Genomic DNA, 17,440 nt, shown 5'->3' on the forward strand with positions numbered 1-17,440 from the left:
TCAGCCGTTACCTGGCCGCCCTCACGACCATAGAGCCCCGCCGTAAGGACTACAAGTGGAACTGGCCTATTACTCGGACTACGCCGTGCGTCTCGTCAACAGCGAGGAGCCGGTCCGGGGCAAGGACGCGCTCACCTCGGTCGAGGCCGTCCGTGATCTGTTCGGCGGCAACCAGTCGGCCGCCCGCCGCGCGACCGACGCGGACGTCACCCGCTTCCGCTCGGTCCGGGCCCGGCTGCGCGCGGTGTTCGAGGCGGCCGACCACGGCGACGAGACCCTCGCCGTGGACCTGCTGAACTCGCTCCTGCTGGAGTTCCCGGTGAGCCCCCAGATCTCCGGCCACGACCACCGTGACGACGACGGCCGCCCGTTGTGGCACATGCACCTGGCCGACCACCCGTCGAACGCGACCGCGGGCTACGCCGCCATCGCCGCGATGGGCCTGGCCTTCCATCTCACCGAGTACGGCGTGGACCGGCTCGGCCTGTGCGAGGCGGCCCCCTGCCGCAACGCCTACCTCGACACCTCCACCAACCGCTCCCGCCGCTACTGCTCCGACCGGTGCGCGACCCGGGCCAACGTGGCCGCCTACCGCGCCCGCAAACGCCTGGAGGCCGACCGCACCGCGAGCACCGGCCTCGCCGCCGAGAACGCCCAGCGCACCACGGCCAGCGGCGAACGCTGATCCGGCTTCAGCGGCCGGTAGCGCAGCCGCACCTTGCCCAGGATCAGCTCGTCGGGCACGGTCCCGTAGTCGGTGCTGTCCCCGCCGGCGTACGCGTTGTCCCCGAGCACCCACCACCCCCCGTCCCGCCGCTCGACGGCCCGCTTGACCACGAGCAGGTCCTGCTGGAAGGGGTGCCGCAGCACGACGACGTCACCGGCCCGTACCCGGGCGCCGTACTGCACCACCAGCTGGTCCCCGTGATACAGCGTGGGCACCATGGACGGCCCGGTCACCTCGGCCAGCCCGAAGGGCGCCCCGGCCCTCTCCCGCTCGGTCTCCTGCGACAGTTCCGGCATCCCCGGCACCTCCCCGGTCCGTTCCTCCACCAGTCTCAGTCTGACCCCGGACTTTTGTCCTAAGCCCATGGGGGCACTCGCGAAAACCCGTCTCGCAGGGAGTAATGTCCCACCTGAGAAGACGATCACGAGGAAGGAATGCTCCATGCTTTCCCGCCTGTTTGCCCCCAAGGTCAAGGTCAGCGCGCACTGCGACCTGCCCTGCGGTGTGTACGACCCGGCCCAGGCCCGCATCGAGGCGGAGTCGGTGAAGGCCGTGCAGGAGAAGATGGCCGCCAACGACGACCCGCACTTCCAGGCGCGCGCCACCGTCATCAAGGAGCAGCGTGCCGAGCTCGCGAAGCATCACGTCTCCGTGCTGTGGAGCGACTACTTCAAGCCCCCGCACTTCGAGAAGTACCCCCAGCTGCACGTGCTGGTCAACGACACCCTGAAGGCCCTGTCGGCCGCGAAGGCGTCGACGGACCCGAAGACCGGCGAGAAGGCTCTCGAGCTGATCGCCGAGATCGACAAGATCTTCTGGGAGACCAAGAAGGCCTGACCGCGGTCACCTTCTTCTTTCCCGCACCCGCACCCGGCCCGCAGGCCGCCGCACATGGCGTCCTCGGCGGTCCGGGTGCGGTGCTGTTCCCGGGGCCGTCAGCTCAGCACGAGGAGCACCGCCAGCGCGATCAGCAGGGAGTCGATCCGGTCGAGCAGGCCGCCGGAGCCGGGCAGCCAGCGGCCCGCGTCCTTCGCCCGTGCACCCCTTTTGACGAGGGATTCGAGGAGGTCGCCGGCCGGTCCGCCGACCGCCACCGCGACGGCCGTCGGCCAGCCGGGCGCGGACAGCGCGGCGAGCGTGCCGAGGCCGGCCGCGGCACCGGCCAGGGTGCCGCTCCACCGTTTGGCCGGTGACAGCGGCGACAGACGCGGGCCGCCGAGCCGGCGCCCGGCGAAGTACGCCGTGATGTCGGCGACCGAGACGGCCACGAACAGCGCCAGCGCGCTCGCCCCCAGCGGCACCAGCGCCGCCAGGCCCCCCAGCCAGGCCAGCCCGAGCAGACCGGCGGTGAGCCGGTGCAGGCCCCGGTCGGCGTCACCGGCCAGCAGCGGTACGGCGGCCACCGCGAGCGCCCCGACCGCGACCGCCCGCGGCACCTGGCCGGGGACCAGCCAGGCCGCCAGGATCACCCCGGTCACCGCCGCGGACAGCACCGCGCGGTCCACCGGCCCCAGCCGCAGCAGCCCGCCGTACTCCAGCACGGCGATCACCCCGACGACGACGGCCACGGCCGCGGCCCCCGGGCGGCCCAGCCAGAACGCCCCGGTGACCAGCGGCACCCCGACCGCCCAGGCGCACCACCGGATCATCAGCTCGCGCCGCCGGGACACCGCGACGGCGACGCCGCCGAGCGCCAGCGCGCCGCCCAGCCAGGGCGCCAGCGAGGCCGTCGTGATCATCGAACGGAACCGGCCGCGAGCCGCGCGGACGCCGGCCGCAGCGCGGCCCGGACAGCGGCCACGATCCGCGCGTTCTCGTCCGTGTCCCGCACCGCGATCCGTACCGTGCGCCCCTCGTAGCGCGGCGACAGCGGGGACAGGTCGCGCAGGAACACGTCGTGCCGGCGGCACTCGGCCACCAGTCGCGCGGCGCTCGGTCCGTCCGGCGGGAGCGTGACGGTGAGGAAGTTCGCCACCGCCTCCTCGACCGTCAGGTCCCCGTCCGTGCCGGCCAGGTCGGCCGCCAGCCGGCGGCGCAGGACGTGGGTGCGCTCCCGGCGGTCGGCGTAGTACGCCGGGTCGCGCAGCGCGGCGACGGCGGCGAGCTGGGCCGGGAGGCCGACCGGCCACGGCGGGGTCCGGCGGCGCAGCTCCGCCGCCGTGACCGGCTCGGCGACCAGGTAGGCGGCGCGCAGGCCGGACAACGCGTACATCTTGGACAGGGAGGTGCAGACCACCACCCTGGGGTCCGTCGCGGCGAGGCCGGCCAGTGACTCGGCCGGGTCGACGTACCCCAGATACGCCTCGTCGATCCACCAGCGGGTGCGGGCCGGTGCGGCCGAGAGGACCGGGCGGAGGGCGGCGGCCGGGGCGTGGCGGCCGGTCGGGTTGTTCGGGTTGACGAGGACCACGAGGTCGTAGCGGCCGGAGGCGACGGCGGCGGAGAGCCGGTCGGGGTCCACCCGCCAGCCGTCCTCGCGGCGCAGCGGCAGCCGGTCCACCCGGCAGCCGATCACCCGCTCGGTGACATGGGCGTACTCGCCGTAGCAGGGGTCCGTCAGCAGGACCCGGCTCTGCGGGGTCAGCCAGTGGCCGAACGCCCGGAAGATCAGGTCGGAGGAGCCGGCGCCGACGGCGAGGGTGTCGGCCGGCAGGGCGCGGGCCGTGGCGATCTCCGCCAGCAGTCCCTCGGCGCCGGTCGGCGGGGAGGTCCGGGCGATCCAGTCCGGGTCCTCGGCGAGCACCGCGCGCACGCCGGGGGCGGGCGGGAACCAGGCGTCCAGGACGTCGGCCATGACGATGTCGTGGCGGCGGTGGAGGGCGCGGAAGTCGGTGCCGAGGGCGGTGAAGGAGGCACCGCCGTGCTCGCAGCCGTCGGGGCGGGGGTCGAAGGGCGCGTCCAGGCGCCAGTCCACGGTGGTCCGCAGCCGCTCCAGGGCGCTGCCGTACCGGTCGGTCACGAGCCTCGTCAGCTCGGTGACGCCAGCGGTGAGCACCTCGAAGCTCTGGGCACCGCTGTGGACCGTGCGGCCGACCGGGGCGAGGCCGACGGACCGGTAGAGGTCGAGGAGGTCGGTGCGCCCCATCGCCACCAGGCGGCGGCCGCCGCGGGAGGCGGTCCAGCGCAGGGCGGCGTACATGAGCAGGGGCGCGGCGGCGGTGGCCCGCCAGCGCGGCTCGACGGTGAGGATGCGCACCTCGAACGGGTCCTCGTCGAGCAGGGGCAGTTCCTCGCGGGTCAGGTACTTGTCCAGCCCGTACCGTCCCAGCCAGGGCGGCGTCAGGCTGACGAACCCGATCCGGTGCGCTCCGCGGGCCGCGACCAGGTAGACGTTGTCCCCGTCCAGCCCGTCGCGGAGCCGCCCGGCCGGATCGGGGGCGTGCTGGCCCAGCTCCTGTGCGTAGACGCGGTGCCGCAGTTCATGGATCCAGTCCCTGTCCTCCTCGGTGGCGGAACGCAGCTGCAACGGGTCACGGCCCATGGAAACCTCTTTCGACGCGGGAGCTCCCCATGCTCGGGAAGCCGCGCCGGACGCGTCAGGGCCGGGCGACGCATGCGGGGTGAGTACGGCTACTCAGGCGCGGTCGCCGTCGTCGCCCCCTCTACGATCGCCCCATGAGCTCCCGCACCCCCGTCCCGGTCCGCTGGACGTACGCCTTCGTCGACCGGCCCGCCGAGCGGTTCCGTACGGCGTGCGCGTTCTGGACCGCCGTCACGGGCACCACGCTGTCCCGACCGCGCGGTGAGCGGGAGGAGTTCGGCACCCTGCTGCCGGGCGGCGGCGCCGACGCCTGTGTGAAGGTCCAGGCCGTCGCGGACGGGGACGGCGGCGCGCATCTCGACTTCGCGGTGGAGGACGTGCCCGGGTTCGTCCGTGCGGCGACGGAGCTGGGGGCGGGGACGGTCGCCGCGCACGACGGGTGGGCCGTGCTGCGCTCCCCGGCCGGGCAGGTGTTCTGCGCGGTGCCCTGGCAGGGGGAGTCCGTGCGGCCGCCCGTCGTCGGGGGCAGCCGGCTGGACCAGGTGAGCGTCGACGTCCCGCCGTCGGCGTACGGCGCCGAAGTCGCGTTCTGGAGCGCGCTGCTGCCCGACTGGTCGGCCCGGCCGGGGTCGCTGCCGGAGTTCCATGTGGTCGCTCCCCCGCCGGGGCTGCCAGTGCGCATCCTGCTCCAGCGGCTGGGCGAGGAGCGCCCGGCCTCCGCCCATCTGGACCTGGCCTGCGGCTCGGGCATCGACGCCGTGCGCGCCCGGCACGAGCGGCTCGGCGCGACGCTCGTCGCCCCGGCCCGGCACTGGACGGTGATGCGCGACCCGGCGGGCGCCCTGTACTGCCTGACGGGCCGGGACCCGGGGACGGGCGGGCTGCCGGCTCCGGCGTCCGGCTGAGTCAGCGGGTCCAGGGCTCCACGTCCACCACGGCGTCCACCGGGATCGGCCCGTACACGTGCGGGAACTCCTCGCCGCCGGGTTCCGGTGCCTCGTACTTCAGCGGGACGTCCAGCCGGGCCGGGTCCACCACCAGGACCACCAGGTCGTCGGGGCCGTCGTAGGAGCCGTAGAGGAAGGCGGCGACCTTGGGGAGCTGGGTGCGGGTGGAGCAGTGGACGAACCCCTCCTGCGCGAGGGTGCGGCCCCGGGTGGACCAGGTGTAGGCGCCCTGCGCGCGGGCCGCCGTCCAGAGCGCGCGTTCGGTGATGTGGAGGATGTGCGGAAGGGGTTCGGTCATGGGGTCACGCTAACCGGTCGGCTCGCGGCGGACCTCCGGCTCCTCCTCGTGGGTCACCGCCGGGGCGCCCTCCTCGACGTACGCCTCGCACCCGGTGTTGTGGCACGGGCCCGGCACCCAGCGCGGGACCCAGGTGCCCAGGGTCTTGTGGCGCCGGACGACGGACTGTACGGGCTGCCCGCAGAGGGGACAGACACGCTGTTCTCTGTCCATGCCCTCAGCGTAGGGCGGGTGCGCCCGCAGCGCTCCCTTGTGTACGTCCGTACGACGACGCCGTTGCCGAAGGGATCGGACGATCTCGACGTCCGGGTCGGGCGACCGGCCAGGGTGCAGGAGGCGACGTCGGGCCTCGCGGGCCTCGGCCGCCGAGCGGGCGTGGGCCCTCGACACCCGGCTGCCCGTCCGGGGGTGCCGGAGGGGCTGGTGGAGCGGATCGTCGCGACGCTGCTGCCGCAGGGGGCCTGACCGGCGGAGAACACCGGCGGGCCCCGCACGCCGTGGGGAGGTGCGGGACCCGCCGGGGTCAGGTGCTGCGCCGGGTCACGAACTCGGCCAGGGACAGCAGACCGCCCGCGGACTCCGGGTCCGGGATCGCCCGGGCCAGTTCGTCCATCGCCCGGGACATCCGGTCGGCCGCCTGGTCCTGCGCCCAGGCCCGGCCCCCGGCCCGCTCCACCGCCAGCGCGGTGCGGACGAGGTCGTCCGGATCCTCCGGCACGGGCGGCCGGGCGTACAGCTCGGCGAGTTCGCCGGCGGCCGGGGTGCCGGAGGCCAGGGCGGCGACCACCGGCAGGGACTTCTTGCGGGCGGCGAGATCGGCGCCCGCGGGCTTCCCGGTGTGCCCGGGGTCGCCCCATATGCCGATGACGTCGTCGATGAGCTGGAAGGCCAGCCCGGCCTCCCGGCCGAACGCGTCCAGCGCGTCGACGTCCTGCGGCGCCGCCCCCGCGTACAGGGCGCCCACCGCGCAGGCGCATCCGATCAGCGCACCCGTCTTGGCCTCGGCCATGACGAGCACCTCGTCGAGGGTGACGTCGGCGGGCGACCGCTTCTCCAGCGCCGTGTCGGTCCCCTGGCCCTCGCAGAGCTCCACCACACAGGCCGCGAGCCGGGCGGCCGCCTCCGCGGCCGCCGGGTGCGGATCCCGCGCGAGCATGCCGAGGGCCTGAGCCTGGAGGGCGTCCCCGGCGAGGATCGCGGCGGCGTCGCCGAACACGGTCCAGGCGGTGGGGCGGTGCCGGCGGGTGGTGTCCCGGTCCATCACGTCGTCGTGCAGCAGCGTGAAGTTGTGGACCAGTTCGACCGCGGCGGCGGCCCGGGCGGCCGCCGCCCGGGCCGCCGGACCGCCGAGCGCGGTGGCCGCCGCGAGAACCAGCGCGGGCCGGATCGCCTTGCCCGCGTTCCCCGCGGCCGGGGTGCCGTCGGCCTGCTCCCAGCCGAAGTGATAGCGGGCGACCCGGCGCATCTGGCGGGGTAACGAGTCGACGGCGGCGCGCAGTTCGGGGTCGACCGCCGCCCTGGCACGCTCCAGGATCGCGGTCGCCTCCTGCCCGTCGGAGGCCGCCGGGCCGGTCCCCTCCTCGCCGCCGCCCCGGCTCTCCCCCTGGCTCCCGATGGACCTCCGCCTTTCCCGCGTCCCGTACGGCCTGGTGGCGGAGGTCACCGCCAGCGGCCGATCTCGACGTTCTCCAGGACGCCCAGCGCGTCCGGCACCAGCACCGCCGCCGAGTAGTAGGCCGTCACCAGGTAGTTGATGATCGACTGCTCGTTGATGCCCATGAACCGCACGGACAGGCTGGGCTCGATCTCGTCCGGGATCCCGGACTGGCGCAGGCCGATGACGCCCTGGTCCTGCTCGCCCAGACGCATCGCGATGATCGAGCTGGTCCGGGCCTCGGTGACCGGGATCTTGTTGCAGGGGTAGATCGGCACCCCGCGCCAGGTGGGGATCCGGTTGCCGCCCATGTCGATCGTCTCGGGCACCAGCCCGCGCTTGTTGAGCTCGCGGCCGATCGCGGAGATCGCGCGCGGGTGGGCGAGCAGCATCTTGGTGCCGCGGCGCCTGCTGAGCAGCTCGTCCAGGTCGTCCGGGCTCGGCACGCCGTCGTGCGGCTGGAGCCGCTGGTCGTACTCGCAGTTGTGGAGGAGACCGAACTCCCGGTTGTTGACCAGCTCGTGCTCCTGGCGCTCCTTGATCGCCTCGACCGTGAGCCGCAACTGCTGCTCGGTCTGGTTCATGGGCTGGTTGTAGAGGTCGGCCACGCGCGTGTGGATGCGCAGGACGGTCTGGGCGATGCTCAGTTCGTACTCGCGCGGGCGGGCGTCGTAGTCCACGAACGTGTGCGGGAGGTCGGGCTCACCGGCGTGGCCCGCGGCCAGGTCGACGGCCTTCTCGCCGTACTTGTTGGTGCGCTGCTCGGGAATGGCGCGCAGCCGGCGCAGGTGCGCGCGCAGGGTGTCGGAGCGCTCGGCGATCTGCTCGACGTCCTGGCGGGCCAGGATCAGCACCGTGCAGGCGGTGTCGGCGCGGGCGGTGTACTCCCAGATCGCGTCGGCGTCGAGCAGCGCCTGGTCGCCGAAGTAGGCGCCGTCGGCGAGGACGCCGAGCACCTGGTCGTCGCCGTAGGGGCCGGTGCCGACCTTCTCGACGCGGCCGTGCGCCAGCAGGTAGACCTCGTCGGACTGGTTGCCGAAGGAGGCGATGACCTCGCCGGGGCCGAACTCCCGCTGCCGGCAGCGCTGGGCCAGCTCCGACAGCACCTCGTCGTCCTCGTAGTCGCGCAGCGCCGGCAGTTCGCCCAGCTCGGCCGGGATGACCTCGACGCGGTCGCCGGTCTTGACGAACGTGATGCGGCCGTCCCCGACCGCGTACGTCAGCCGCCTGTTGACCCGGTACGTGCCGCCCTGTACGTCCACCCAGGGCAGGGTCCGCAGCAGCCAGCGGGAGCTGATCTCCTGCATCTGGGGTGCGGACTTGGTCGTGGTGGCCAGGTTCCGCGCGGCCGCGGTGCCGAGACTCTGCTGCGGCTTGCCCGCGTCCGTGCGGACCTCTTCGCCTACCGACATGGAGAAACGCCCTCCCGAATCACGCACGGGCGCCGAACTGCGCCGGTGCACTGGTACGCGGACAAGCCTTCCATCACGGTGTGTGGTCGTGGTATTACACGAAAGAGCGGGAATGGATCATCGCGGAGCTGGGCAGAGGGACGTTCCGGCGAACGGTGTTCGACAATGTGCGGATGACCCATCTGCGCCCCCGCCTGCCCTCCCCGCTCCAGGAGGTGGCCGACGACCGGTTCGCCCGGCACGGGGTGCGGCTGCTGCTGAAGCGGGACGACCTGATCCATCCGGAGCTGATCGGCAACAAGTGGCGCAAGCTCGCGCCCAATCTGACGGCGGCGGCCGGGCGGACGGTGCTCACCTTCGGCGGCGCCTGGTCGAACCATCTGCGCGCCACCGCCGCGGCGGGGCGGCTCCTCGGGCTGTCCACGGTGGGCGTGGTGCGCGGTGACGAGCTGGCGGGCCGGCCGCTGAACCCCTCCCTGGCCCGGTGCGCCGCCGACGGGATGCGACTGCACTTCGTGGACCGGGCGACGTACCGACGCAAGGGCGAGCCGGACGTCGTCGCGCGCGTGCTGCGCGCGTCGGGCGCCCCGGACGCCTATGTCGTGCCGGAGGGCGGCAGCAACGCGCCGGCCGTACGCGGCTGCCGGGTGCTGGGCGAGGAGCTGCGCGGACGGGCCGACGTGGTCGCGGTGGCCTGCGGGACCGGCGGCACGCTCGCGGGGCTGGCCGCCGGGCTCGGCCCCGGGCAGCGCGCCCTGGGCGTTCCGGTTCTCAAGGGGGGCTTCCTCGACGACGAGATACAGGCTTTGCAGGAGGCGGCGTTCGGCGGTCGGCGGGGCGAGTGGCGGCTCGACGAGCGCTTCCACTTCGGCGGGTACGCGCGGGTCACCCCCGGGCTGGAGGCCTTCGCGGAGGACTTCGAGCGGCGGCACGGCCTGCCGGTGGAACGTCTCTATGTCGCCAAGGTGCTCTACGGACTTGTCGCCCTGGCCGAGGAGGGTGCCTTTCCGCGCGGGACGACGGTGGCGGCGGTCGTCACCGGGCGCCCCTTCCCATAGGGCCGGCGGCTCAGCCCGCCTCGCGGTAGGCCGCCGCCTCCTCCAGGTCCAGCCTGCGCAGCAGGGTGCGGAGCATCTCGTCGTCGATGTAGCGGGCGTCGCGCAGCCGGACGAACATCGCGCGCTCGGCGCTGATCATCTCGCGGGACAGCCTGCGGTAGGTGTCGTCGACGGTCTCGCCGGTGACCGGGTTGACCTGGCCGAGGCGCTCCCAGACGGCGTTGCGGCGGCGTTCCAGGACGTCGCGGAGCCGGTCGGCGAGGGGTGGGGGCAGGGCGTTGCGCTCGTCGGCCAGCAGCGCGTCGAGGCGCTCCTCGGCGACCCGGGAGGCCTGCGCCTGGGCGTTCGCCTCGGCGAGGGTGGCGGCCTGCGCGTCGGGGGCGGGGAACTTCAGCATGCGGATCAGCGGGGGCAGGGTGAGGCCCTGCACGACCAGGGTGCCGATGACGGTGGTGAACGTCAGGAAGAGGATCAGGTTGCGGTGCGGGAAGGGCTCGCCGTGCTCGACGGTGAGCGGGATGGAGAAGGCGATCGCGAGCGAGACCACGCCCCGCATGCCTGCCCAGCCGATGACGAAGGGGCCCCGCCAGGTGGGGTTGTCCTCCCGCGCGCGGATGCGGGCCGAGAGGGCCCGCGGCAGGAAGGTCGCCGGATAGACCCACAGGAAGCGGGCGCCGACGACCACCAGGAAGAGGGCGACGGCGTACCAGGCGGCGTCCAGGCCCTCGTACGAACCGAGGCCTCTGAGGACCACCGGCAGTTGCAGGCCGATCAGGGCGAAGACCGCCGACTCCAGGATGAAGGCGACCATCTTCCACACGGCCTCCTCCTGGAGGCGGGTGGCGAAGTCGACCTCCCACGCGCGGTGGCCGAGATAGAGGGCGACGACGACCACGGCGAGGACGCCGGAGGCGTGGAACTGTTCGGCGGAGGCGTAGGCGACGAACGGGATGAGCAGGGAGAGCGTGTTCTGCAGGAGCGGTTCCTTCAGGTGGGTGCGCAGCCAGTGCAGGGGGGCCATGAGGATCAGCCCCGCGGCGACCCCGCCGACCGCCGCGACCAGGAACTCCTTGATGCCGCCCGCCCAGGACGCGCCCTCGCCGACCACGACGGCGAGGGCCACCTTGTAGGCGGTGATGGCGGTGGCGTCGTTCAGCAGGGACTCGCCCTGGAGGATCGTGGTGATCCTCGACGGCAGCCCGACCCGGCGGGCCACCGCCGTGGCCGCGACGGCGTCCGGCGGCGCCACCACCGCGCCCAGCACCAGCGCGGCGGTCAGCGGCAGCCCGGGGACCAGCAGATAGGCGGCCCAGCCGACGGCGACCGTCGCGAACAGCACGTATCCGACCGAGAGCAGGGCCACCGGCCGCAGCTGGGCGCGCAGGTCGAGGTAGGAGCTGTCGGTGGCCGAGGTGTACAGCAGCGGGGGCAGCAGCAGGGGCAGGACGACGTCCGGGTCCAGGGTGTAGTCCGGGACTCCGGGCACGTACGAGACCACCAGCCCGACGGCGACCAGCAGCAGCGGCGCCGGCACCGGGGTGCGCCGGGCCGCGGCCGCGACCGCCGCGCTGCCCGCCACCAGCAACAGCAGTGGCATCACGTCCATGTCTCGCCCGCCTCGTTTTTCCGCGCGGTCCCCCGCGCGACCGTCGTAATGTGGCAATCATGAAACAGTGCACGCACGCCGAAGCGCTGCCCGACCCCGAACCCGTCCCGCTCGGTGAGACGTGTCCGGAGTGTCTGCGGGACGGCACCCACCCGGTGCAGTTGCGGCTGTGCCTGACGTGCGGCCACGTCGGCTGCTGCGACTCCTCGCCGAGCCGGCACGCCACCGGGCATCACGACGAGACCGGGCATCCCGTGATGCGGACCTTCGAGCCCGGGGAGAACTGGCGCTGGTGCTTCGTCGATCATGTCCTCGTATGAGCGTCGGAGAGACGGCCCGGGCGTCCGGCGGGTACGGTTCGACCATCTGACGCCTGGGTACGTCAACCCGGCGCGCCCTCTTCCCTTTTGGGCCCGCAGACCCCTAGACACGGAGCGTGTTCACAGCTTTACTGTGAGTGACGCCAGGGGGTTGGGGTCCGGGGACAGGACACGTGAGGGCGCGATAGCGTCACCGCTGCACCACCCACGCGTTACGCCGGGGGGCGACCCTCGGCCCCGAAAAGCTTGTACCACCTTGGAGGTGAGGGTGTCCCAGATCGCAGGCGAGCCCGCGACCCAGGACTTCGTGGAAGTCCGGCTGCCGGCTGCGGGTGCCTACCTGTCGGTGCTGCGGACGGCCACGGCCGGCCTCGCGGCCCGTTTGGACTTCACCCTGGACGAGATCGAGGACCTGCGCATCGCGGTGGACGAGGCCTGCGCGATCCTGCTCCAGCAGGCCGTGCCGGGCTCGGTGCTCAGCTGTGTGTTCCGGCTCGTCGACGACTCGCTCGAGGTCACCGTCTCGGCACCGACCACCGACGGCCACGCCCCCTCGCGGGACACCTTCGCCTGGACCGTGCTGTCCGCCCTGGCGGGGAAGGTCTCCTCCGCCGTCGACGAGGACAAGACCGTTTCGATCAGCCTCTACAAACAGCGCGGCGCGGGACCCGGGCCGGCGTGAGGAACGGGGACGGGCCGGTGCGGGACGAGGAGCGCGGCACACGGGAGCTGCCGGCCGAGAACGATTCAGTCTCTCCGGGCGGTTCCCGACGCATGACCGCAGACGGTATCGACGGCATTCCCGAGCAGGCCAGGCCGCATCCGGAGGACGACGCCGGACACGGGGACCTGGATGCCGCGCAGGGCTCGCCCCGCAAGGGGCGGATCGGGGGCTCCCCCGGCCGGGCTGAGGACAGGGCTCGACAGAGGGCGACGGGCGGGACGATGAGCGAGCACGAGCGAGACGACGAACAGGGCGTGCCGGGCACGCAGCACGAACCCCGTGCCCAGCACGCACCCCGGAACCAGCACGAGCCGAGGGACCAGGGCGACCGCAGCGGGGCACGGGCGATGTTCGTCGAGCTGCGCGGACTGCAGGACGGCAGCCCGGAGTACGCGGAGCTGCGCAACAAGCTGGTCCGGATGCACCTGCCGCTCGTGGAGCACCTCGCGCGGCGTTTCCGCAACCGGGGCGAGCCGCTCGACGACCTCACCCAGGTCGCCACCATCGGTCTGATCAAGTCGGTCGACCGTTTCGACCCGGACCGCGGCGTGGAGTTCTCGACCTACGCCACCCCGACGGTCGTCGGCGAGATCAAGCGCCACTTCCGCGACAAGGGCTGGGCGGTCCGCGTCCCGCGCCGGCTCCAGGAGCTGCGGCTCTCGCTCACCACGGCGACGGCGGAGCTCTCGCAGCAGCACGGCCGCTCCCCCACCGTCCATGAGCTGGCGGAGAAGCTGGCCATCTCGGAGGAGGAGGTCCTGGAGGGTCTGGAGTCCGCGAACGCGTACTCCACGCTGTCGCTGGACGTCCCCGACACCGACGACGAGTCCCCGGCGGTCGCCGACACCCTCGGCGCGGAGGACGAGGCGCTGGAGGGCGTCGAGTACCGGGAGTCGCTCAAGCCGCTGCTGGAGGATCTCCCGCCCCGGGAGAAGCGGATCCTTCTGCTGCGCTTCTTCGGCAACATGACCCAGTCGCAGATCGCGCAGGAGGTCGGCATCTCGCAGATGCACGTCTCCCGGCTGCTGGCGCGCACGCTGGCGCAGCTGCGGGAGAAGCTGCTGGTGGAGGAGTGAGGGCTACTCGCCCTGTGCCCTGCCGGGCCCCCGGATCCCGAGGGCCCGGGTGGTCTCGGCGTTGACGAGCAGGACCAGCGCCGCCACGGCGACGACCGCGAGGGCGATGCCCGCCGGGATCGCCATGCTGTCGGCCTGGAGCAGGTTGTAGGCCACCGGCAGCGCCATGATCTGCGTGATGACGGCGGGCCCCCGGCTCCAGCCGCGTCGGCCGAGCAGCCCGCGTGCGGCGACCAGCGGCAGCAGCGCGAGCGCCATCAGGGTCAGTCCCCCGGTGACGGCCTGCCCCCGGTCGTCCGGGTCGCCGGTGATGCCGAGGACCAGGATCCACACCCCGCCGACGAGGAGCGCCAGCCCTTCCAGACCGGCCAGCGCGGCGGCGTACGTCAGCCGGCGCGGGCGCGGCCCGGTGGTGTCCGGGGCGGTCTCGGGGGCGAGGGGAGTCTGCTCACTGCTCACCCCTGAAGGGTAGCCCGGCCCTCTCCCGAGCCCGGCGGTCCCGCACGACAGGCCCGTGTCGAGGCTCACGTCCGATCTCTTACCGCTTCCCTACCTCGGCCTGTGCCCCGGTACCACCCAGTAGGTACGCTGCACCCCATGCGTGCACTCCTCGTGGTCAACCCGGCAGCAACCACCACCAGTGCACGGACGCGTGACGTCCTCCTCCACGCGCTCGCCAGCGAGATGAAGCTGGAGGCGGTCACCACCGAGTACCGCGGGCACGCGCGCGACCTGGGCCGGCAGGCGGCGGAGAGCGGGAACACCGATCTGGTGGTGGCGCTCGGCGGCGACGGCACGGTCAACGAGGTGGTCAACGGGCTGCTGCACCACGGCCCCGACCCGGAGGGGCTGCCCGGCCTCGCGGTGGTCCCCGGCGGTTCCACCAACGTCTTCGCCCGCGCCCTGGGCCTGCCCAACGATCCGGTGGAGGCGACCGGCGCGCTGCTGGACGCCCTGCGCGAGAAGCGGGAGCGCACGGTCGGCCTGGGGCTCGCCGCGGGCACGCCGGGCACGGAGGACGAGGCGGTGCCCTCGCGCTGGTTCACCTTCAACGCCGGGCTCGGTTTCGACGCGGGGGTGGTCGGCCGGGTCGAGCAGCAGCGGGAGCGGGGCCGGAGGTCGACGCACGCCCTCTATCTGATGCAGGCCGTGCGACAGCTCCTGGGCGAGCCGGACCGCCGGCGTGGATCGATCACGCTGGAGACGCCGGGCGCCGACCCGGTGACCGATTTGGTGCTGTCCCTGGTCTGCAACACGGCTCCGTGGACCTATCTGGGCAATCGCCCGGTGTACGCGTCACCTAAGGCCTCGTTCGATACCGGGCTCGACGTACTGGGTCTCAGCCGTCTGTCCACCGCCGCGGTTGTCCGGTATGGCACCCAGTTGCTCACTTCGTCCCCCGAGCGTGGCCCGCAGGGGAAGCATGCCCACTCATTCCATGATCTGGACCGCTTCACCTTGCATTCCAAGGTGCCCCTGCCCCTACAGATGGACGGCGACCACCTGGGGCTGCGCACGAGCGTGACGTTCACAGGCGTACGCCGTGCACTGCGTGTGATTGTGTGAGCAGAAAGGGCTGAAGTCCTTTCACTCGAACGTTTAGGCCAGGATCCACCCCATGGAAGTACGGCTGTGATGTAGTCGACACCGAGGAATCAAAAAAAACTTTCCAGAAGGGGTTGTATCCGCCGCTGAGGTTTGCGAGTCTCTACGTGGCGATCGGGACGGCCCGCACCACCAGCCTCCACTGATCACCAGAACCCCTCTTCAACTCACAGGACCACGTCGGTACATGCCGACGGGTTGGCCCTTCCCTTGTTGAGGGATTCGTGAAAGCGTTCACATTCACAAGCAACTTGCACGTAATACCAAGGAGAGGTAGCAGCCATGGACTGGCGTCACAACGCCGTTTGCCGCGAGGAAGACCCCGAGCTCTTCTTCCCCATCGGCAACACCGGTCCTGCGCTGCTGCAGATCGAGGAAGCCAAGGCCGTCTGCCGTCGCTGCCCCGTCATGGATCAGTGTCTGCAGTGGGCGCTCGAGTCCGGCCAGGACTCCGGCGTCTGGGGTGGTCTCAGCGAGGACGAGCGCCGTGCCATGAAGCGTCGCGCCGCCCGCAACCGGGCCCGTCAGGCCACCGCCTGACAACACCCGCCCCGCAAGCCTGAGCTTGGCGGCGCGTACAGCGTGTACGCTTCTCCCGCCCCCGAGCCGCAGCGCGCAGTACCCCCGATGCGCAGCTAATCGCTGGCAACGAGCATTCGAGCCCCGGACCCCTGAACGGTCCGGGGCTTCGTGCTGTGCCGCTCCGCTCTTACCCGGGGCTTACCCGGGCTGATCCGCGATTGTCCGGGGTTACTTCTGCGCCCGTACCGGGAGGTCCAGGATCACCTGGGTGCCGCGGTCCGGCGCCGGGACCATGTCGAACGCCCCGCCCAACTCTCCCTCCACCAGCGTCCGTACGATCTGCAGGCCGAGGTTGCCGGAGGTGTGCGGGTCGAAGCCCTCGGGCAGGCCCACGCCGTCGTCCTGGACGGTGACCAGGAGGCGGGCCTCCTTCGACGTGCCGCCGCGGACCGCCGAGACCTCGACCGTGCCGGTGTCGCCCTCGCGGAAGCCGTGCTCCAGCGCGTTCTGCAGGATCTCGGTGAGGACCATGGACAGCGGGGTGGCCACCTCCGCGTCCAGGATGCCGAAGCGGCCGGTGCGCCGGCCCGTCACCTTGCCCGGCGAGATCTCCGCGACCATCGCCAGCACCCGGTCGGCGATCTCGTCGAACTCCACGCGCTCGTCCAGGTTCTGGGACAGCGTCTCATGCACGATCGCGATCGAGCCGACCCGGCGCACGGCCTCCTCCAGCGCCTCCCGGCCGCGCTCCGACTCGATCCGGCGGGCCTGGAGCCGCAGCAGTGCGGCGACCGTCTGCAGGTTGTTCTTCACCCGGTGGTGGATCTCCCGGATGGTGGCGTCCTTGGTGATCAACTCGCGTTCGCGGCGGCGCAGTTCGGTGACGTCCCGGAGCAGCACGAGCGAACCGATGCGGGTGCCCTTGGGCTTGAGCGGGATCGTGCGGAACTGGATGACCCCGTCGTTGGCCTCGATCTCGAACTCGCGGGGCGCCCAGCCGCTGGCGACCTTGGCCAGGGCCTCGTCCACCGGGCCCCGGGTGGGAGCGAGTTCGGCGGTGGTCTGCCCGAGGTGGTGGCCGAGCAGGTCGGAGGCGAGGCCCATGCGGTGGTAGGCGGAGAGCGCGTTCGGGGAGGCGTACTGGACGATGCCGTCGCCGTCGACGCGGATCAGGCCGTCGCCCACCCGGGGGGCGGCGTCCATGTCCATCTGCTGCCCGGCGAAGGGGAAGGAGCCGGCCGCGATCATCTGGGCCAGGTCGGAGGCGGACTGGAGGTAGGTCAGCTCCAGCCGGCTCGGGGTGCGCACGGTGAGCAGATTGGTGTTGCGGGCGATGACGCCGAGGACGCGCCCCTCGCGCCGTACGGGGATGGACTCGACCCGTACGGGGACCTCTTCACGCCATTCCGGGTCGCCTTCGCGCACGATCCGGCCCTCGTCCAGGGCGGCGTCGAGCAGGGGGCGACGGCCGCGCGGGACGAGGTGGCCGACCATGTCGTCCTGGTAGGAGGTGGGCCCGGTGTTGGGGCGCATCTGGGCCACGGAGACATAGCGGGTGCCGTCGCTGGTGGGCACCCACAGCACCAGGTCGGCGAAGGAGAGGTCGGAGAGCAGCTGCCACTCCGAGACCAGCAGGTGGAGCCACTCGAGGTCGGAGTCGTCGAGGGCGGTGTGCTGGCGTACGAGTTCGTTCATGGAGGGCACGTGTGCGAGCGTACCCGTGGGTCTGTCCCTGGCCTAAAAACGCCGATACCGCCGGAGGGCCGGCCGGGAAGAACACCCGCGGGCCGCGGCGCCTAGGAGGGACCCTCAGCCCTCCCGGCACCGCAGCCCGGAGCAATATCGACCACGGGGTGTGCGGTCCCGTCGGCCGAAAGGTGAGGAGCCGGGGCAGTCAGGGCAGAGAGCACCGGTCCCTCGGTCCGCCCTCCTGTGCGGGGAGAACGGAAGTCGGTTTCATTGTGGACTAGACCACTAGGTGTGTCCATGCCCCCACCGTTCACAACGCAG

General features: G+C 72.5%; 20 protein-coding genes. 10 read left to right on the forward strand and 10 right to left on the reverse strand.

Translation table 11 applies throughout. The annotated features are described in order from the left end of the window. Window positions 1-55 precede the first annotated feature (55 nt). Window positions 56-685, forward strand: a complete 630-nt coding sequence (locus AQJ58_RS10690) for a CGNR zinc finger domain-containing protein (RefSeq protein ID WP_067248016.1) — start codon at window positions 56-58, stop codon at window positions 683-685. Here AQJ58_RS10690 and sodX read toward each other — a convergent pair. Continuing rightward, the gene (gene sodX, locus AQJ58_RS10695) at window positions 589-1,023 is read right to left on the reverse strand and encodes a nickel-type superoxide dismutase maturation protease (RefSeq protein WP_067249618.1); all 435 of its coding nucleotides are present in this window, start codon (window positions 1,021-1,023) and stop codon (window positions 589-591) included. The genes AQJ58_RS10690 and sodX overlap by 97 nt on opposite strands. A 145-nt stretch (window positions 1,024-1,168) precedes the next feature. Between sodX and sodN the strand changes: the two genes are divergently transcribed. Next, a complete protein-coding gene (gene sodN / locus AQJ58_RS10700; protein ID WP_055634112.1) occupies window positions 1,169-1,564 on the forward strand; it encodes a superoxide dismutase, Ni in 396 nt (131 codons plus the stop codon). Between the two features lie 98 nt (window positions 1,565-1,662). On the opposite strand, the gene AQJ58_RS10705 is transcribed toward sodN, so the two are convergent. Both AQJ58_RS10705 and AQJ58_RS10710 read right to left on the reverse strand, forming a co-directional pair. Beyond that, window positions 1,663-2,466 carry a phosphatidate cytidylyltransferase gene (locus AQJ58_RS10705; RefSeq protein WP_079078852.1) on the reverse strand — a complete coding sequence of 268 codons (804 nt, stop codon included), beginning with the start codon at window positions 2,464-2,466 and terminating at the stop codon, window positions 1,663-1,665. Further along, a complete protein-coding gene (locus AQJ58_RS10710) occupies window positions 2,463-4,208 on the reverse strand; it encodes a pyridoxal phosphate-dependent aminotransferase (RefSeq protein ID WP_067248019.1) in 1,746 nt (581 codons plus the stop codon). The genes AQJ58_RS10705 and AQJ58_RS10710 overlap by 4 nt, the downstream gene beginning before the upstream one ends. Before the next feature lie 134 nt (window positions 4,209-4,342). On the opposite strand from AQJ58_RS10710, the gene AQJ58_RS10715 reads away from it, so the two are divergent. Continuing rightward, the gene (locus AQJ58_RS10715; RefSeq protein WP_067248022.1) at window positions 4,343-5,113 is read left to right on the forward strand and encodes a VOC family protein; all 771 of its coding nucleotides are present in this window, start codon (window positions 4,343-4,345) and stop codon (window positions 5,111-5,113) included. A gap of 1 nt (window position 5,114) precedes the next feature. Here the strand turns inward: AQJ58_RS10715 and AQJ58_RS10720 are convergent, their stop codons facing one another. Together AQJ58_RS10720 and AQJ58_RS10725 are read right to left on the reverse strand one after the other, a co-directional pair. Then, a complete protein-coding gene (locus tag AQJ58_RS10720; RefSeq protein ID WP_067248024.1) occupies window positions 5,115-5,453 on the reverse strand; it encodes a DUF952 domain-containing protein in 339 nt (112 codons plus the stop codon). A 9-nt stretch (window positions 5,454-5,462) separates the two neighbouring features. Beyond that, on the reverse strand, window positions 5,463-5,666 hold the full coding sequence (locus AQJ58_RS10725; protein ID WP_067248027.1) for a hypothetical protein: 204 nt from the start codon (window positions 5,664-5,666) through the stop codon (window positions 5,463-5,465). Between the two features lie 63 nt (window positions 5,667-5,729). Here AQJ58_RS10725 and AQJ58_RS43275 point away from each other — a divergent pair, with 63 nt between their 5' ends. Continuing rightward, window positions 5,730-5,918, forward strand: coding sequence for a hypothetical protein (locus AQJ58_RS43275; RefSeq protein ID WP_159056230.1), 189 nt, complete (start codon window positions 5,730-5,732; stop codon window positions 5,916-5,918). A gap of 58 nt (window positions 5,919-5,976) precedes the next feature. Here AQJ58_RS43275 and AQJ58_RS10730 read toward each other — a convergent pair whose 3' ends face one another. Both AQJ58_RS10730 and AQJ58_RS10735 read right to left on the reverse strand, forming a co-directional pair. Beyond that, window positions 5,977-7,068 (reverse strand): family 2 encapsulin nanocompartment cargo protein polyprenyl transferase, encoded by a 1,092-nt coding sequence (locus AQJ58_RS10730; protein ID WP_234360042.1) that lies wholly within the window; start codon window positions 7,066-7,068, stop codon window positions 5,977-5,979. A gap of 44 nt (window positions 7,069-7,112) precedes the next feature. Further along, window positions 7,113-8,519 (reverse strand): family 2B encapsulin nanocompartment shell protein, encoded by a 1,407-nt coding sequence (locus AQJ58_RS10735; protein ID WP_067248032.1) that lies wholly within the window; start codon window positions 8,517-8,519, stop codon window positions 7,113-7,115. A 173-nt stretch (window positions 8,520-8,692) separates the two neighbouring features. Here AQJ58_RS10735 and AQJ58_RS10740 point away from each other — a divergent pair, with 173 nt between their 5' ends. Continuing rightward, window positions 8,693-9,577: a 1-aminocyclopropane-1-carboxylate deaminase/D-cysteine desulfhydrase gene (locus tag AQJ58_RS10740; RefSeq protein WP_067249624.1), complete on the forward strand. Its 885-nt coding sequence runs from the start codon at window positions 8,693-8,695 to the stop codon at window positions 9,575-9,577. 10 nt (window positions 9,578-9,587) lie between these two features. Here AQJ58_RS10740 and AQJ58_RS10745 read toward each other — a convergent pair whose 3' ends face one another. Further along, complete coding sequence (locus AQJ58_RS10745) at window positions 9,588-11,183, reverse strand: Na+/H+ antiporter (protein WP_067248034.1); 1,596 nt, start codon at window positions 11,181-11,183, stop codon at window positions 9,588-9,590. 59 nt (window positions 11,184-11,242) lie between these two features. On the opposite strand from AQJ58_RS10745, the gene AQJ58_RS10750 reads away from it, so the two are divergent. The 3 genes from AQJ58_RS10750 to AQJ58_RS10760 all read left to right on the forward strand — a co-directional run bounded on the left by AQJ58_RS10750 (window position 11,243) and on the right by AQJ58_RS10760 (window position 13,303). Further along, the gene (locus AQJ58_RS10750) at window positions 11,243-11,503 is read left to right on the forward strand and encodes a UBP-type zinc finger domain-containing protein (protein ID WP_067248037.1); all 261 of its coding nucleotides are present in this window, start codon (window positions 11,243-11,245) and stop codon (window positions 11,501-11,503) included. 268 nt (window positions 11,504-11,771) lie between these two features. Then, window positions 11,772-12,185 (forward strand): ATP-binding protein, encoded by a 414-nt coding sequence (locus tag AQJ58_RS10755; protein ID WP_004925829.1) that lies wholly within the window; start codon window positions 11,772-11,774, stop codon window positions 12,183-12,185. Beyond that, window positions 12,182-13,303, forward strand: coding sequence for an RNA polymerase sigma factor SigF (locus AQJ58_RS10760; RefSeq protein ID WP_079078853.1), 1,122 nt, complete (start codon window positions 12,182-12,184; stop codon window positions 13,301-13,303). Before AQJ58_RS10755 ends, AQJ58_RS10760 begins: the two co-directional genes overlap by 4 nt. Before the next feature lie 3 nt (window positions 13,304-13,306). Here the strand turns inward: AQJ58_RS10760 and AQJ58_RS10765 are convergent, their stop codons facing one another. Further along, a complete protein-coding gene (locus AQJ58_RS10765) occupies window positions 13,307-13,762 on the reverse strand; it encodes a hypothetical protein (RefSeq protein WP_067248042.1) in 456 nt (151 codons plus the stop codon). A gap of 138 nt (window positions 13,763-13,900) precedes the next feature. Here AQJ58_RS10765 and AQJ58_RS10770 point away from each other — a divergent pair, with 138 nt between their 5' ends. Both AQJ58_RS10770 and AQJ58_RS10775 read left to right on the forward strand, forming a co-directional pair. Then, complete coding sequence (locus tag AQJ58_RS10770) at window positions 13,901-14,869, forward strand: diacylglycerol/lipid kinase family protein (protein ID WP_067248045.1); 969 nt, start codon at window positions 13,901-13,903, stop codon at window positions 14,867-14,869. 321 nt (window positions 14,870-15,190) lie between these two features. Continuing rightward, window positions 15,191-15,448 carry a WhiB family transcriptional regulator gene (locus tag AQJ58_RS10775; RefSeq protein ID WP_010353616.1) on the forward strand — a complete coding sequence of 86 codons (258 nt, stop codon included), beginning with the start codon at window positions 15,191-15,193 and terminating at the stop codon, window positions 15,446-15,448. A 210-nt stretch (window positions 15,449-15,658) separates the two neighbouring features. On the opposite strand, the gene AQJ58_RS10780 is transcribed toward AQJ58_RS10775, so the two are convergent. After that, window positions 15,659-17,125 carry a sensor histidine kinase gene (locus AQJ58_RS10780; RefSeq protein WP_067248048.1) on the reverse strand — a complete coding sequence of 489 codons (1,467 nt, stop codon included), beginning with the start codon at window positions 17,123-17,125 and terminating at the stop codon, window positions 15,659-15,661. Between the last annotated feature and the right edge of the window lie 315 nt (window positions 17,126-17,440).

The sequence above is a fragment of the Streptomyces sp. DSM 15324 genome, assembly GCF_001514285.1.
Lineage (GTDB): Bacteria > Actinomycetota > Actinomycetes > Streptomycetales > Streptomycetaceae > Streptomyces.